13 protein-coding genes are annotated in these 14,830 nt (G+C 64.3%); 2 read left to right on the top strand and 11 right to left on the bottom strand.

What is annotated here, in order from left to right; all coding sequences use genetic code 11:
• Positions 1 to 77: 77 nt before the first annotated feature.
• The 5 genes from ACEN8U_RS19510 to ACEN8U_RS19490 form a co-directional block, all read right to left on the bottom strand.
• Entirely contained in the window at positions 78 to 2,321 is a 2,244-nt protein-coding gene (locus ACEN8U_RS19510) for a RelA/SpoT family protein (protein ID WP_013589034.1), read from the bottom strand.
• A gap of 72 nt (positions 2,322 to 2,393) precedes the next feature.
• Positions 2,394 to 2,747: a RidA family protein gene (locus ACEN8U_RS19505; RefSeq protein WP_013589035.1), complete on the bottom strand. Its 354-nt coding sequence runs from the start codon at positions 2,745 to 2,747 to the stop codon at positions 2,394 to 2,396.
• Positions 2,748 to 2,828: 81 nt separating this feature from the next.
• A complete protein-coding gene (locus ACEN8U_RS19500) occupies positions 2,829 to 3,740 on the bottom strand; it encodes an alpha/beta fold hydrolase (RefSeq protein ID WP_041745582.1) in 912 nt (303 codons plus the stop codon).
• Positions 3,741 to 4,037: 297 nt separating this feature from the next.
• Positions 4,038 to 4,679: a CoA transferase subunit B gene (locus tag ACEN8U_RS19495; protein ID WP_013589037.1), complete on the bottom strand. Its 642-nt coding sequence runs from the start codon at positions 4,677 to 4,679 to the stop codon at positions 4,038 to 4,040.
• A 2-nt stretch (positions 4,680 to 4,681) separates the two neighbouring features.
• Positions 4,682 to 5,386: a CoA transferase subunit A gene (locus ACEN8U_RS19490; protein ID WP_013589038.1), complete on the bottom strand. Its 705-nt coding sequence runs from the start codon at positions 5,384 to 5,386 to the stop codon at positions 4,682 to 4,684.
• Positions 5,387 to 5,533: 147 nt separating this feature from the next.
• On the opposite strand from ACEN8U_RS19490, the gene ACEN8U_RS19485 reads away from it, so the two are divergent.
• Positions 5,534 to 6,079 (top strand): LuxR C-terminal-related transcriptional regulator, encoded by a 546-nt coding sequence (locus tag ACEN8U_RS19485; RefSeq protein WP_013339932.1) that lies wholly within the window; start codon positions 5,534 to 5,536, stop codon positions 6,077 to 6,079.
• 18 nt (positions 6,080 to 6,097) lie between these two features.
• On the opposite strand, the gene ACEN8U_RS19480 is transcribed toward ACEN8U_RS19485, so the two are convergent.
• Both ACEN8U_RS19480 and ACEN8U_RS19475 read right to left on the bottom strand, forming a co-directional pair.
• A complete protein-coding gene (locus ACEN8U_RS19480) occupies positions 6,098 to 6,541 on the bottom strand; it encodes an acyl-CoA thioesterase (RefSeq protein WP_015003296.1) in 444 nt (147 codons plus the stop codon).
• A gap of 80 nt (positions 6,542 to 6,621) precedes the next feature.
• Complete coding sequence (locus ACEN8U_RS19475; protein ID WP_013589040.1) at positions 6,622 to 7,398, bottom strand: SDR family oxidoreductase; 777 nt, start codon at positions 7,396 to 7,398, stop codon at positions 6,622 to 6,624.
• A 188-nt stretch (positions 7,399 to 7,586) separates the two neighbouring features.
• Between ACEN8U_RS19475 and ACEN8U_RS19470 the strand changes: the two genes are divergently transcribed.
• A complete protein-coding gene (locus ACEN8U_RS19470; RefSeq protein ID WP_413658620.1) occupies positions 7,587 to 9,260 on the top strand; it encodes an electron transfer flavoprotein-ubiquinone oxidoreductase in 1,674 nt (557 codons plus the stop codon).
• A gap of 72 nt (positions 9,261 to 9,332) precedes the next feature.
• On the opposite strand, the gene ACEN8U_RS19465 is transcribed toward ACEN8U_RS19470, so the two are convergent.
• From ACEN8U_RS19465 to ACEN8U_RS19450, 4 genes are all read right to left on the bottom strand, one after another.
• Complete coding sequence (locus tag ACEN8U_RS19465) at positions 9,333 to 10,811, bottom strand: tetratricopeptide repeat protein (protein ID WP_015003298.1); 1,479 nt, start codon at positions 10,809 to 10,811, stop codon at positions 9,333 to 9,335.
• 50 nt (positions 10,812 to 10,861) lie between these two features.
• The gene (gene aroC / locus ACEN8U_RS19460; RefSeq protein ID WP_013589043.1) at positions 10,862 to 11,962 is read right to left on the bottom strand and encodes a chorismate synthase; all 1,101 of its coding nucleotides are present in this window, start codon (positions 11,960 to 11,962) and stop codon (positions 10,862 to 10,864) included.
• A 99-nt stretch (positions 11,963 to 12,061) separates the two neighbouring features.
• Positions 12,062 to 14,026, bottom strand: a complete 1,965-nt coding sequence (locus tag ACEN8U_RS19455) for an MFS transporter (protein WP_041746329.1) — start codon at positions 14,024 to 14,026, stop codon at positions 12,062 to 12,064.
• Positions 14,027 to 14,159: 133 nt separating this feature from the next.
• Positions 14,160 to 14,618, bottom strand: a complete 459-nt coding sequence (locus ACEN8U_RS19450) for a CBS domain-containing protein (protein ID WP_013589045.1) — start codon at positions 14,616 to 14,618, stop codon at positions 14,160 to 14,162.
• Between the last annotated feature and the right edge of the window lie 212 nt (positions 14,619 to 14,830).

The following is a 14,830-nucleotide window of genomic DNA, read 5'->3' as shown; positions in this document are numbered from 1 at the left end:
ACGCGCCACCAACAACGCGCAACGACCAACCCGCCGCCTGTCCGACAAACGCACCGGCTGGTCGATCGTGTCCGCCGTCAGCCCTTGCGCGAGGCGCGCACGACGCCCGTCACTTCACCGAGCAGCGTGCACGCGCGCTGTATCTGGGCGGCGCTCGACACCTCAACCGTGAATTGCATGAACGCGGCATTACGGCGTGTCTGCGTCTTCACACCGATTACATTCATTTTCTCGCGCGCGAACACTTCCGAGATATCGCGCAGCAGCCCCTGGCGGTCGGTTGCCTCGATCGACAGGTCGACCGGATACACGGACTGCCCACGGCCGCTCATTACGTCCGCGGACCATGCCGTTTGCAGCACGCGCTCCGGCGCCCGCTCGGCCATGCGCAAAAACGTCGGGCAGTCGCTGCGGTGAATCGACATGCCTTTGCCGCGCGTCACGAAGCCCGCGATGTCGTCGGGCGGCGCCGGCCGGCAGCAACGCGCGAGTTGCGTGAGCAGTGCGTCGACGCCGACCACCAGCACTCCGGTCGACGCGCCTCGTGCAACGCTCGCGCCGCTGCTGCGCTTTTCGAACTGCTCCGGCGCCTCGACCACCGGCTCCGGCGGCGGCGCGTCGCTCAGCGCCTGCTCGATAAGCCGCAGACTGAACTCTTCCTTGCCGACGACGGAAAACAGGTCGTCGGTCGTCTTGAAGCCGAGCCTGGCGGCAAGCTGATCGAGATTGACCGACGTCTTGCCCTCGCGCTGCAAGGTCTTTTCGACCATCGCGCGGCCACTCGCAATGTGCTCCTGCAATTCGACTGCGTTGAACCACGCACGCACCTTCTGACGCGCGCGCGAGCTATGCAGATAGCCGAGCTGCGGATTGAGCCAGTCGCGCGACGGGCCGCCTTCTTTCACCGCGACGATCTCGACCGTCTGACCGTTCTGCAACTGCGTGTTGAGCGGCACCATCGCGCCGTCCACGCGTGCACCACGGCACCGATGCCCCAGCTCGCTATGCAGGTGATACGCGAAGTCGATCGGCGTCGCGCCGTGCGGCAACGCGATCACCCGCGCCTGCGGCGTCAGCACGTAAATGTGGTCGTCGTCGAGCGTGGCCTGGCGGAGCTGCTCCCACGGCTGCGCCGCGCGTTTTTCGCCATGCTCGCCCTCGGACACATCGTCTTTCCACGCAAGCAGTTGACGCAGCCACGCAATCTTCTCGTCGTACTTCTCGTTGGCGGCGAACTGCCCGCCGTAGCCGCGCGCGCCGGCCTCCTTGTAGCGCCAGTGTGCCGCCACGCCGTATTCCGCGAACTGATGCATCTCGTGCGTGCGGATCTGCACTTCGAACGCGCGACCGTCGTCGCCGATCACGACGGTGTGCAGCGACTTGTAGCCGTTCGGCTTGGGCCGAGAGATGTAGTCGTCGAACTCCTTCGGCACCGGTTGCCACAAGTTGTGCACGATGCCGAGCACGGTGTAGCAGTCCTTGATGTCCGGCACGATGACGCGAAACGCGCGCACGTCGTACAGTTCGGCAAAGTCCAGCTCCTTGCCGCGCATCTTGCGCCAGATGCTGTAGATGTGCTTCGGCCGCCCGCTCACTTCCGCGCGAATGCCGGCCGCGGCGAGTTCCCGCTGCAGGCGTTCAATGGCCTGCGCCACATAGCTTTCGCGCTCCACCCGCTTCTCGTCGAGCAGCTTCGCAATGCGCTTGTAGACAACCGGCTCCTCGAAGCGGAACGCGAGATCCTCGAGCTCCCACTTCAGTTGCCAGATGCCGAGGCGGTTGGCGAGCGGCGCGTAAATATCGAGCGTCTCGCGCGCCACGTCGGGCGAAGGCGTGAGTTTTGCCGCCGCGTAATAGCGCAGCGACTGCAGCCGCGAGGCGAGCCGGATCAACACCACGCGAATGTCCTGCGCGAATGCAAGGAGCATCTTGCGCAGGGCCTCGACCTGCGCTCGCCGCGCGGCCTGGGCGTCGCGCCCCGCCTCGGGCATGGCGTTCTGCGCGGCGCGCAAGCTCACCGTGCCGAGGCGCAGCAGCTTGCGCACGTCGCCGACGAGTTGGGCAACCTCTTCGCCGAAGTTGTCGGCGATCACACGCTCGGGCTCCTGCAGATGCGGCGTCAACGCGAAGAGCGCCGCCGCCAGCACCGCCGGCGGATCCACGTTGAGCGTGCGCATGATGGACGCGGTGCCCGCCGCGTGATCGGCCAGCAATTCGCCCGATGACAGACGCACCTCGCCCGCGTGCTGCCGCACGAACGCCATCGCATCGTCGAAAGACGGGAGAGGATGCGGCGCACTTGTAACGGTTTCGGTATTCATGGTGCGGCGGCCCAGCGGGCCCTGGCAAATCAACGGAATTTCAACTGCAACTGCTCGGTCGTGCGCGGCAGCTTAGCTGCGCTGCGCGGCGACCACGACGATTTCGACGAGGCACTTCGGATTCGCGAGCTTCGCCTCGACCGTGGCGCGCGGCGGCGTGGCGCCTTGTGCGACCCACTCGTCCCACACCGCGTTCATGCCGGCGAAGTGAACCATGTCCGAGATATAGATCTGCACGGACAGCAGATGTGACTTGTCGCTGTTTGCTTCGCCGAGCAGACGGTCGATGTGGCCGAGCACTTCGCGCGTCTGGCCGGTGATGTCCTGGTCCGCGTCTTCCGCGATCTGACCGGCGAGGTACACGGTGCCGTTGTGGACGGCGATTTCCGAGAGACGCTTGCCGACATGGTGACGAATGACTGCCATGGAAATTCCTGATAGGGGTAGAAGTGAGTTGAATGGAAATGCGGTTCGCATGACGCGCAAAGCGTCGCGCGGAACTGCATATTATGACGCGTCGGCGCCGGAGCTAATAAAGAACCGCCTCGCAATGTCGATCTGATCCGCCGACAGAAACGCCGGCGCGTGCCCCACACCGTTTATTTCGACGCTCGAAACGTCGCGCCCCGTCTCGAGCATTTTCGCCACCGTTTCGCGTGCCAGCAAATCGGACTGCTCGCCTCTCACCACGAGCACCGGGCCTTGAAAAGACGCGAGCGAATGCCACAGCGCGGCCTCGCCGAGCTTCGCGGTCTCTTCCGTGGTCGCGGCAAAAGGCTGAGCGATGCGCGGATCGTAGCGGAACAGCCACGTGCCGTTTTCCTCGCGCAGGAGCGGCGTGTTGATCTCGCGCCATTCGTCCGGCGTGAGCGGCCCGAAGGTCCGCGCCAGAAACGCCGCGTGATCCACGCCTTGCTGCAGCGAGTCGAACCGCACCGGCTTGCCGAGATAATCGCCAATACGCTTGACGGCCTCCGGCTCCAGGTGCGGACCGACGTCGTTCAGCAACAGCTTGCGGATGGGTGTCTCGGCGAGGCCAGCGAGACCGAGCCCGATCAGGCCGCCCATGGAGGTGCCGAACCAGTCGACGGACTCCACGTTCAGGCGGGCGATCAGCGTGACCATGTCCGCGACGTATTGCGGCACGCTATACAAGTTGGGGTTGGCGAGCCACGACGACAAGCCCCGGCCCACCACGTCCGGACAGACCACCCGATAAGTGCCGGCAAATTGGGCCGCCAGCCGGTCGAAGTCGCGGCCGGAGCGCGTCAGGCCATGCACGCACAACAGCACGCGCGGATTGTCCGGATCGCCCCACTCGGTGTAAGCGACACGATGCAGGCCCGCGGCGCTCGCGCACTGCACATAACGTTGGCGAGGCGCGGGTCGCTCGCCGGCGAAGGCTGTTGTTGCGGTCATCTGGGGTCCTTGCAAAAGCGCTGCAAAACGGGCTTGCGTGCGCACGCCAAGGCGATAGCTCACGGCACGCGGCACATCGTCGAATGATGGCTTCGGACGATTGTAAACCGCTTTGGCGCGAGGCAAGGATCGGCCGGGCGGCATAGGACGAACCCGCCAGAACCACGGCCGCAGATGAAAAAAACGGGCGAGACTCACGCCTCGCCCGCTTCGACACCTGCCCGGGTCAACGCCTTCCGTTCGCTGTCCCGGCCCACGCATAAGCGTCGGCGCGACAGCGGCCAGGCTGACCTGAAATCAGCTCACGGCGCTGACATCCAGCGGCGCGCCCGTCTTCGCCTTGATCTCGTCGACGCTCACGCCCGGCGCCAGTTCGGTCACCTTCAGGCCGTCGTCGGTGACTTCGATCACGCCCAGGTCGGTAATGATCTGGTCGACCACGCCCACGCCCGTCAACGGCAGCGTGCATTCCTCGAGGATCTTGTGCTGATCGCCCTTCGCGACGTGCTCCATGAGCACCACCACGCGCTTGACGCCCGCGACCAGGTCCATGGCGCCGCCCATGCCCTTGATCATCTTGCCGGGGATCATCCAGTTGGCGAGATCGCCCTTCTTGCTGATCTGCATGGCGCCGAGAATCGCCAGGTTGATGTGGCCGCCGCGAATCATCGCGAACGAATCCGCCGACGAGAAAATCGACGAACCCGGCAGCGTGGTCACCGTCTGCTTGCCCGCGTTGATGAGGTCCGGATCCACTTCCTCCTCGGTCGGCGAGGGGCCGATGCCGAGCAGGCCGTTCTCCGACTGCAGCCAGACTTCGACGCCCGGCGGCACGTGATTCGCGACCAGCGTCGGCAGGCCGATGCCGAGGTTCACGTAGAAGCCGTCCTGCAATTCCTTCGCCGCACGCGCGGCCATTTCGTCACGAGTCCATGCCATGATCAGTCTCCTTTCGCGCGGACGACGCGTTGTTCGATGCGTTTTTCCGGATGCGCATTAAGCACGATGCGCTGAACGAAGATGCCAGGCGTATGAATCGCGTCCGGATCGAGCTCGCCGACTTCGACGATTTCCTCGACCTCCGCAACGGTGATCCGGCCGGCCATCGCGCACATCGGATTGAAGTTGCGCGCGGTGCGGCGATAGATCAGGTTGCCCGACTTGTCGGCCTTCCATGCCTTGACGAGCGCAATATCCGCGGTCAGCGAATGTTCGAGCACGTAGTGGTTCTCGCCGAACTGGCGCGTTTCCTTGCCCTCGGCGATCAGCGTGCCGTAACCGGTATTCGTGAAGAATGCCGGAATGCCCGAACCGCCGGCGCGCAGCTTCTCGGCGAGCGTGCCCTGCGGCGTGAATTCGAGTTCGAGTTCGCCGGCCAGATACTGGCGCTCGAACTCCTTGTTTTCGCCGACATACGACGAAATCATCTTCCTGATCTGGCGCGTTTCGAGCAGCAGACCCAGACCGAAGCCGTCGACGCCCGCGTTGTTGCTGATGCAGGTGATGCCCTGCACCTTCGTGTCGCGCAGCGCAGCGATCAGCGCCTCGGGAATGCCGCACAGCCCGAAGCCGCCGACGGCGAACGTCTGCCCGTCCTTGACGATGTCTTTCAGCGCCTCGGCGGCGCCTGGATAGACCTTGTTCATCAGTATGTCCCTTCCTCTATGGAAACCCGAAACCGGTTTATTGCGGCTGTGACCTGCTTTCACCGCGTTCTCATGTGCCCGAAAGAGTACGCTCCTCGCGCCATGCGGCACAATACGCAAAAATACATAAGTGATTGCCGCCCGCCCATGCCAGCACTGGATTATCAAACCGCTTTTCATCTCGCGCCGATCGGGCTCGTGCTGTCGCGTGAACGGATTATCGAAGACTGCAATGACGAGCTGGCGTCGATTTTCGGTTGTCCGCGCGAGGCGCTGCTCGGGCAATCGTTCCAGATTCTGTACCCGTCGGCGGACGAATTCGAGCGGATCGGCGCACGCATTCCGCCCATCATGACCGCGCAAGGCAGCTACGCCGACGACCGCATCATGAAGCGCGCCAACGGCGAACTCTTCTGGTGCCACGTGACGGGCCGCGCGCAGCGGCGCACCGACCCGCACGCGGCGGGCGTCTGGACATTCGAGGACCTGAGCGCGACGCGGCGCGTGGCCGTCGAACTGACGCCGCGCGAGCGGGAAATCGCCGCGCAACTGGTGACGGGAAAAACCAGCAAGCAGATTGGACGCGTGCTCGACATCAGCCCGCGGACGGTGGACGTGTATCGCGCGCGGCTGATGCGCAAATACGATACGGGGAATGCGACCGAGCTGCTGCAGCGGCTGCTCGGCCACTGAGGGCCGCGCTTCGCGAACTCAGGCCGCCGGCTCGGGAGCCTTCACGAGAGCCGCGCGTTCGATCGTCGCGCGCAGCACGTCGGGAACCGGCACCGACTTGCCGGCCGCGTAGTCGATCCACACGCAGCGCGCGGCTCCGCGCGCATAAACCGTCTTCGGATCGTCGGCGCGCACCAGTTCGAAGCCGGTATCGAAACTGCTGCGCCCGGGCGTCGCGACGCTCATGCGGCCGATCACGTCGCCGGGATAATGCAGTTGCTTGAGAAATTCCATCGACGCATTGACGATCACCGGTCCCTGCCCGTCCGCGTTGCTGCCGGTCAGCCCGAGCTCTTCGAACCAGGAAATCCGCACCTGCTCCATGTAGCGGAAATAGACCGTGTTGTTGACATGGCCGAATGCGTCCATGTCGCCCCAGCGGATCGGCATCGACATCTCAAAAACTGCGTGAAAATCGCTCATTGTGCTTCTACTCTTCCTACTTCTTCAGGGATTAAATCCGGCACGCATGCCGCACCGACGTCCGGCATAGGCCGGCGAGGTCACGAGAGGCCGAAGCCGTCGTCGGCGGCGATCACCGAGCCGTTGATGAACTGCGATTCGTCGGCCGCGAGCAGCAGCAACAGGCCGTCCAGATCGTCGGGCTTGCCGACACGATGACGCGGCAGCATCGAGATGAGCTTTTGCCCCTGCTCGGTCGACCAGTGATGATGGTTGATCTCCGTGTCGATATAGCCCGGACAGATCGCATTCACATTGATGCCGTGCTTGCCCCACTCGAGCGCCATGGCCTTCGTCATGTGGACGACGGCCGCCTTGCTCATCGAATACAGGCCGATTTGCGGCAGCACGCGCAGGCCCGCCATGGACGCGATATTGATGATCCGGTACGACGGTTTCTGCGCATTGTTGCCGCGCATGATCATGCGCTTGGCCACTTCCTGCGCGACGAAGAAGGCGCCGCGCGTGTTCGTGTCGAACACGTACTCGAAGTCGGCGGGCGTAACTTCGGAGAGCTTCTGCGTGGTCGACACGCCCGAGTTGTTCACCAGAATGTCGATCGTGCCCGCCTCGGTCTCCGCGTGCGCGACCGCCGATTTGATGCTTTGGTAGTCGGTCACGTCGAGCGAGACCACGTGCGCCGCGCCGCCCGACGCCTCGATCTCGGCGCGCAGTTCCTTCAACCGCTCGGTGCGCCGGCTTGCCAGCACGACCTTGGCGCCCGCCTGCGACAGCACTTGCGCAAAGCGCTTGCCCAACCCGCTCGAGGCGCCCGTGATCAGCGCGACTTTGCCTTCCAGATTGATCGAACGGCCCATTGTCGTTCCTTGTTCGGTGGTAGTTACGAATGCGGTTGTCAGTTGCGGCCCCGAGCGATGCCCGGGTCAATACCGTATCACAGAAATAGAACGATCGTGCTAATCTCCGCTGATCCGGTTGCAGTGCAAGAATCCATCGCCCACAATACGATCCCGAAAAAAGCATTCTAACGGTAAGAGGAGCATCAATGACCCCCGCAAGTCTCATCGAGCAGTACGGCCCGCGCGAGTCGATGGAATACGACGTCGTGATCGTCGGCGGCGGCCCGGCTGGCCTTGCTGCGGCGATCCGCCTGAAGCAGCTGGCGGCCGACAAGGGCGTCGAGCTTCGCGTCTGCGTGCTGGAAAAAGGCTCGGAGATCGGGGCGCATATCCTCTCCGGTGCGGTGATGGACCCGCGCGCCATCACCGAACTCATTCCCGACTGGAAGGAAAAGGGCGCGCCGCTCACGGTGGACGTGACCGAAGACCGTTTCCTGTTCCTCACCGAAACGGGCGCCAAAAGCGTGCCGAACTGGGCGCTGCCGGACAACTTCAAGAACCACGGCAACTTCGTGATCAGTCTCGCGAATGTCACGCGCTGGCTGGGCCAGCAGGCCGAGGCGCTGGGCGTCGAGATCTTCCCGGGCTTCCCCGCGGCGGAAATCCTGTACAACGACGACGGCTCGGTGAAGGGCGTCGCGACCGGCAATCTCGGCATCGGCAAAGACGGCCAGCCGACCGAGAACTTCCAGCTCGGCATGGAACTGCACGCCAAGTACACGCTGTTCTGCGAAGGCGCGCGCGGGCATCTGGGCCGCCAGCTGAACGACAAATTCAGGCTGCGCGACGGCGTCGATCCGCAGGTCTACGGCATCGGCATCAAGGAGCTGTGGGAGATCGATCCGTCAAAGCACAAGCCGGGGCTCGTCATGCACACGGCGGGCTGGCCGCTGCAAACCGACACCTACGGCGGCTCGTTCCTCTATCACATGGACAACAACCAGGTGGTGGTGGGCTTCGTGGTGGGGCTCGGCTACACGAATCCGTATCTGTCGCCGTTCGAGGAATTCCAGCGCTACAAGACGCATCCGGCGATCCGCCACTTCCTCGAAGGCGGCAAGCGCGTGTCGTACGGCGCGCGCGCGATCACGGCGGGCGGGCTGATGTCGCTGCCGAAGCTGGTGTTTCCTGGCGGCGCGCTGGTCGGCGACGACGCGGGTTTCCTGAACGCGTCGCGCATCAAGGGCTCGCACGCGGCGATCAAGACCGGCATGCTCGCCGCCGACGCCGCTTTCGAAGCCGTTCAGGCGGGCCGCCAGAACGACGAACTCGCGGCTTACCCGGAATCGTTCAAGACCTCGTGGCTGCACACGGAGCTGTACAAGGCGCGCAACTTCAAGCAGTGGATGAGCAAGGGCTTGTACCTCGGCACGCTGATGGTCGGTATCGAGCAGAAGGTGTTCGGCGGCAACGTGCCGTGGACGCTGCACCACCAGCATTGGGATCACGAGATGCTGAAGCCCGCGTCGCAGTGCACGCCGATCGTCTATCCCAAGCCGGACGGCAAACTGACGTTCGACCGGCTTTCGTCGGTGTTCATCTCCAACACGAATCACGAGGAGAACCAGCCCGCGCATCTGACGCTGAAGGATCCCACGGTGCCGGTCAAGGTGAACTGGCAGACGTATGCCGGCCCGGAGTCGCGCTACTGCCCGGCAGCGGTGTACGAGTTCGTGAAAAACGACGACGGCAGCGAACGGCTCGTGATCAACGCGCAAAACTGCGTGCACTGCAAGACCTGCGACATCAAGGACCCGACGCAGAACATCGTGTGGGTAACGCCGGAAGGCGGCGGCGGACCGAACTATCCGAACATGTGATGCCGCGCTGTGCAACGCAAGCCGGTGCCCGTGCGGGCGTTGCACAGCCGACTCACTCGAGTGAGCTAAGCCTTAGCCGCGCGCCATTAGTTCGATGCGCGCGCGCACCCGCTCCACCACTGGCGCCCACGCGCCCACCGCGGGTTGCCTGAACAGTTCGAGCGAATCGTACCAGGGCGTTGCCGTCGACTCGCTGCCCCAGAACCATGCCGACACGTGGTCGAGCATCAAGCACGTCGGCACGCCGAGCGCGCCCGCGAGATGAGCGGGCCCGCTGTCGATTGTGACCGTCAGATCGAGGTTCGCCAGCAACGCGGCGACATCGTCGAAGCCCGCCTGAAAGTGCGGCGTGAGGTCGACCACATCAAACCCCTTCGCGCGCCACTGGGCGACCGTCTCGCCACGTCCCGGCGACAGCGCGAAATAAGTCACGCCCGCCACGCCGAGTAAAGGCTCCAGTTGCTGTGCCGGCACGGAGCGCCGCACGTCGCGGATATGGTCCGGGTTGCCGTTCCACACCAGGCCGACCGTCCGATTGTCGGGATTGGCATACACGCAGGCTTGCACACGCCGCCGCCACATTTCCACATGATGCGGGTCCGCACGTAAATAAGGCGCGCCCCACCCCGCCGCATCCCGAATGCCGAGGCGCAGCGGCAAGCTCATCAGCCCGCAATGAAAATCCGGCCGGGTATCCAGACTTGTTTCGAGCCGCAGATCGGCGGGCAACGTCCGTTCGAACAGAGGCCGCAACGGCCCGTCATGACCGAAGATCACTGTGCCGCCGTCGCGCCGCGCCCGTTCGGCGAGTAGCGGCAGAAAACGCACCGCCCACAGGCAATCGCCGTTGCCTTGCTCGCCATACACGACGAGCGTCTTTCCGGCCAGCGACTCGCCTTGCCACGGCGCGCTCATCTCGGCGAGCGCGTGCTGCGCGTGATTCAGCTCGCCACCGGCGAAAGCAACGCGCGATTCGTAATGCGTCCAACCTTCGGCGAAACGCCCGCTGCGAATCTCGAGTTCGGAAAGGTCGAACAACGCATGCGCATTATCCGGCGACAATGCGAGCACCTGACGCAGCAACGCCTCCGCTTCTGCAAAGCGCGCCTGCTCCCTGATGCATAACGCCAGCTTGTGCAGCGCCACCGGATTGCCCGGCACGACGCGCACGGCCTCGCGCAGCAACTGCTCGGCGGCAGCGAAGTCGTCGCGATGCTGGACGGCGGCCGCGCGCCAGACCAGCGCATTCGCATCCGCGGAATTTTGCGTGAGCAGCAGCGAGGTTGCCGATTCGACCAGCCCCCAGTCACGTACGGCAAACGCCGTCTGCGCGATGGTGTGAAGCAGCGCCGGCTCGCACGTTGGATCCGCCTCGTAAGCGCGCACCAGCGCGACGAGCGCTTCACGTTGCAGCGCTTTGTCGCGGCCCGCCTGCTGCAGCAGCGCCTGAGCGAACGCGACACAGTCGTGCGCGGTGGCATGCGGCGCCCACGCGCGTGCGCGCAACGCCGGCAGGTCAGGACCTGCCGGCTCGAGAGCAAGATGATTCATGCGAAAAACGCCGCGCGCGTAGTGCGATTGAAAAACGCTGACAGCGTGGCTTACGGCGCGCTAGCCGCGATCTTCGGCGTGCTGACGGAGACGTCGCCGCATTGGGCGCGGTGGCGCAACGCGTGGTCGATCAACACGAGCGCGAGCATGGCTTCCGCGATGGGCGTGGCGCGAATGCCGACGCACGGGTCGTGCCGGCCGAACGTTTCGACAACCGCCGGCTGCCCCGCCTTGTCGATGGAGCGGCGCGGCGTGCGGATGCTGGAGGTCGGCTTGATCGCGATCGACACGGTGATGTCCTGACCGGTCGAAATACCGCCGAGCACACCGCCCGCATGATTGCCGACGAAGCCTTCCGGCGTCAGCTCGTCGCCGTGCACGGAACCGCGCTGCGCGACGCTCGCAAAACCGGCGCCGATCTCCACGCCCTTCACCGCGTTGATCCCCATCATGGCGTGAGCGATGTCCGCATCGAGGCGATCGAACAGCGGCTCGCCGAGGCCGACCGGCACGCCCGAAGCCACCACGTTGATGCGCGCGCCGATCGAGTCGCCGTCCTTGCGCAGCGCGTCCATATACGCTTCCAGCTGCGGCACGATATCCGCGTTCGGTACGAAGAACGGGTTCTCGCGCACCTGCGCCCAATCGACGAAGGGCACGTCGATCTCGCCGAGCGCCGCCATGTAGCCGCGCACCTCCGTGCCGAATTTCTCGCGCAGCCATTTCTTCGCGACCGCGCCGGCCGCGACCGTGGGCGCAGTCAGGCGCGCCGACGAACGGCCGCCGCCGCGATAGTCGCGAATGCCGTACTTCTGCCAGTAGGTGTAGTCGGCGTGGCCCGGACGGAAGGTATCTGCGATATTGCCGTAGTCCTTGCTGCGCTGGTCCGTGTTGCGAATAAGCAGCGCAATGGGCGCGCCGGTGGTTTTGCCCTCGAACACGCCCGAGAGAATCTCGACCTTGTCTTCTTCCTGACGCTGCGTGACGTGGCGCGAGGTGCCCGGCTTGCGGCGGTCGAGTTCGAGCTGGATGTCGGCTTCGCTGAGCGCCATGCCCGGCGGGCAGCCGTCGATCACGCAGCCGATTGCCGGGCCGTGCGATTCGCCGAAGGTCGTGACAGTAAAGAGCGTACCGAGGGTGTTGCCGGACATGAGCGTCGTCCAAAGAATGCGGGGAAGACGCTATTATGCCAGCCCGTCGGGCGCGAGACCGCGCCGGGCGCCGGCTTATGACTTCTGGACAAGGCCGTCTTACTTCCGCGCGCCGCGCAATTCCATGACGACGCTCTGAAGCCGCTCCGGCGTGGCAAGCGCCGGTTCTATCGGCTCGCCGACCGCGAGTGTCAGACGGCTCATCACGCCTTTTTGCACCGGCCGCGGCCAGCGCGCGTCGGCGGCGCGGGAAAACACACTGCCCCACAGCCCGCGCAGCGCCATCGGAATCACCGGCGCGGGCGTGCGGCGAATGATTTCGGTGACGCCATGACGGAACGGATTCATGTCGCCGGTCCGGGTGAGCTTGCCTTCGGGGAAAATGCACACCAGCTCGCCTTCCGCGAGCGCCTGCGCGCAGCGCTCGTAGGCGCTTGCCAGAAGCTGCGCGTCCTGATGCGCGGGCGCAATCGGAATGGCCTTCGCATGACGAAACACCCAGCCGGCGAACGGTGTGCGGAAGATCTGATGGTCCATCACGAAGCGGATGGGCCGCGGGCTTTCGGCCATGATGACGACTGCATCCACGAAACTCACGTGGTTGCACACGAGCACGGCCGCGCCCTCCTCGGGAATCCGCTCGGCATGCACAAGGCGAATCCGGTAAAAGGTATGCACCAGCAGCCACGCGATAAAGCGCAGCAGAAACTCCGGTACGAGCGAATAGATGTAGGTCGCCACCACGATATTCAAAAGCGCGGTCACAAGAAAGATGGCCGGAATGCTGAAGCCCGCCGCCGTCAGCGCGACCGCCATGAGCGCCGAGACGATCATGAAGAGCGAATTCAGGATATTGTTCGCGGCGATGATGCGCGCGCGGTGGCTCGGCTGGCTGCGGCTCTGGATCAGCGCATAGAGCGGCACGCTGTAAAAGCCGCCGAACATGGCGAGCAGGAACAGATCGGCGAGCACGCGCCAATGCGCGAGGCGCCCGAGAAACTCGCCCACGCTCAACAGGTGCCCCGCGGGCGGCAATGCGTGGCTCGCGAAAAAAAGATCGATGGCGAACACGCTCATGCCGATCGAGCCGAGCGGCACGAGGCCGATTTCGATACGCCGCTTGGAGAGCTTTTCGCACAACAGCGACCCAAGGCCGATACCGATGGAGAACGTGCCGAGCAGCACGGTGACGACGTCCGGGTTCGCTGACAGCACGTCTTTGGCGAAGCTGAAGAACGACGACAGAAACGTGGCGCCCACGAACCAGAGCCACGATATGCCGAGCAGGCTCAGGAACACCGTGCGGTTTTCGCGCGCGAGCCTGAGATTGCGCCACGTCTCGCTAACCGGATTCCAGTTGATGCGCAAGTCCGGCTGTGGCGCCGCCGTCACCGGCACGAAGCTCGACACCACGCGCCCGACGAGCGCAATCGCCACGCACGCGCAGGCGAGCACGAGCGCGCCGTGCTCGACGAAACCCGCGCTGGCGCCGCCGACAATCGTGCCGACGAGAATCGCGACGAACGTGCCCATCTCGACCATCCCATTGCCGCCGACCAGTTCCTGGCTCGACAGATGTTGCGGCAAGTACGAATACTTGACCGGGCCGAATACGGTTGAATGCACACCCATCAGAAACGTGCACAGATACAGAAGCGGTGCGCTGTGCAGCAGAAAACCCGCGCCGCCGATCAGCATGACGACGATCTCGAAAGTCTTGACGAAACGCGTCAGCATCGCCTTGTCGTACTTGTCGGCGATCTGCCCGGAAGTGGCCGACAACAGCACGAACGGCAGGATGAAAATGGCCGAGATCAGAAACGCCGCGGTTTTCGCGTCGACGCCCGAGAAGCGCGCCGCCTGAAATGTGACGAGCGACGTAAAGCCGATCTTGAAGACGTTGTCGTTCATCGCGCCGAGAAACTGCGTCCAGAAGAACGGCGCGAAACGGCGCTCGCCCAGCAATCTGAACTGCGAATCATGGCTGCTACGCTCGCGCGCGGCGCGGCGGGCGGCCGGCAGCGTGGGCGTGGGAGGCGTAGGAGGCAAGGGGCTCTGACTCATGAAGTTCGCCAACGGATTGAGAAGTGGGCGCCTGCGCAACACCGCCGCAAGCCGTGCGACGAGCCATGGCGGCACGCACAAAAAAGGCGCGCGCTTTCGCGCACGCCTTCACTCGATGCTAACCCGCCGCGCGTCAACGCGCCGGCTGCTGCCCCTGCTCTTCCGGCCAGTCGCGGATATACGCCTTCAGCATGCGGTTTTCGAAGCCCTGCTCTTCGACCACGGCCTTCGCCACGTCGTAGAACGAAATTACGCCCATCAGCGTGCGGCTTTCCAGCACAGGCAGATAGCGCACGTGATGCTCGAGCATCATGCGGCGCACTTCGTTGACGTCCGTTTCCGGCGTGCAGGTAAGCGGATGATCGTCCATGACCTTACGGATGGTGGACGTGCCCACGCTGCCGCCATTCTCCTTGAGCGTGAGAATGATTTCGCGGAAGGTCAGCATGCCGACCAGGTCGCCGTATTCCATTACGACGAGCGAGCCGATGTCGTGCTCGGCCATGGTGACGACTGCGTCGTGCAGCGCGGTATCCGGCGTAACCGTGAATAGGGTGTTGCCTTTGACTTTAAGAATGTCGCTGACTCGCATGATCTGTCTCCCGAAATACCCGCTAGGCATGTAATGCATCAATGACTTTCGATCCTAGCGGAAAGGCCCATAAAAGGAAAGCGGCCCGCCCATCAAGGCGCGGCGGGCGCTGCGCCGTTCCGCGCCGTTGCCGCGGGCGCCGCGCGGCACGCGCTTGCCGCTGCCGCGCAGGCGCGCGCATGGGGAAAACCGCGCTTGAAGCAATACCTGCC

The organism is Paraburkholderia phenoliruptrix (genome assembly GCF_047325075.1).
Taxonomy (GTDB): domain Bacteria; phylum Pseudomonadota; class Gammaproteobacteria; order Burkholderiales; family Burkholderiaceae; genus Paraburkholderia; species Paraburkholderia phenoliruptrix.
The sequence above is the reverse complement of the archived record's forward strand: the minus strand, read 5'-3'. Positions and strand labels throughout refer to the sequence as shown.

Coding starts and splice junctions, on each gene's coding strand:
- ACEN8U_RS19465 (WP_015003298.1), bottom strand. CDS start 10,811: ATGAATCATCTTGCTCTCGAGCCGGCAGGTCCTGACCTGCCGGCGTTG.
- ACEN8U_RS19495 (WP_013589037.1), bottom strand. CDS start 4,679: ATGGCATGGACTCGTGACGAAATGGCCGCGCGTGCGGCGAAGGAATTG.
- ACEN8U_RS19500 (WP_041745582.1), bottom strand. CDS start 3,740: ATGACCGCAACAACAGCCTTCGCCGGCGAGCGACCCGCGCCTCGCCAA.
- ACEN8U_RS19455 (WP_041746329.1), bottom strand. CDS start 14,026: ATGAGTCAGAGCCCCTTGCCTCCTACGCCTCCCACGCCCACGCTGCCG.
- aroC (WP_013589043.1), bottom strand. CDS start 11,962: ATGTCCGGCAACACCCTCGGTACGCTCTTTACTGTCACGACCTTCGGC.
- ACEN8U_RS19505 (WP_013589035.1), bottom strand. CDS start 2,747: ATGGCAGTCATTCGTCACCATGTCGGCAAGCGTCTCTCGGAAATCGCC.
- ACEN8U_RS19510 (WP_013589034.1), bottom strand. CDS start 2,321: ATGAATACCGAAACCGTTACAAGTGCGCCGCATCCTCTCCCGTCTTTC.
- ACEN8U_RS19485 (WP_013339932.1), top strand. CDS start 5,534: ATGCCAGCACTGGATTATCAAACCGCTTTTCATCTCGCGCCGATCGGG.
- ACEN8U_RS19490 (WP_013589038.1), bottom strand. CDS start 5,386: ATGAACAAGGTCTATCCAGGCGCCGCCGAGGCGCTGAAAGACATCGTC.
- ACEN8U_RS19475 (WP_013589040.1), bottom strand. CDS start 7,398: ATGGGCCGTTCGATCAATCTGGAAGGCAAAGTCGCGCTGATCACGGGC.
- ACEN8U_RS19470 (WP_413658620.1), top strand. CDS start 7,587: ATGACCCCCGCAAGTCTCATCGAGCAGTACGGCCCGCGCGAGTCGATG.
- ACEN8U_RS19450 (WP_013589045.1), bottom strand. CDS start 14,618: ATGCGAGTCAGCGACATTCTTAAAGTCAAAGGCAACACCCTATTCACG.
- ACEN8U_RS19480 (WP_015003296.1), bottom strand. CDS start 6,541: ATGAGCGATTTTCACGCAGTTTTTGAGATGTCGATGCCGATCCGCTGG.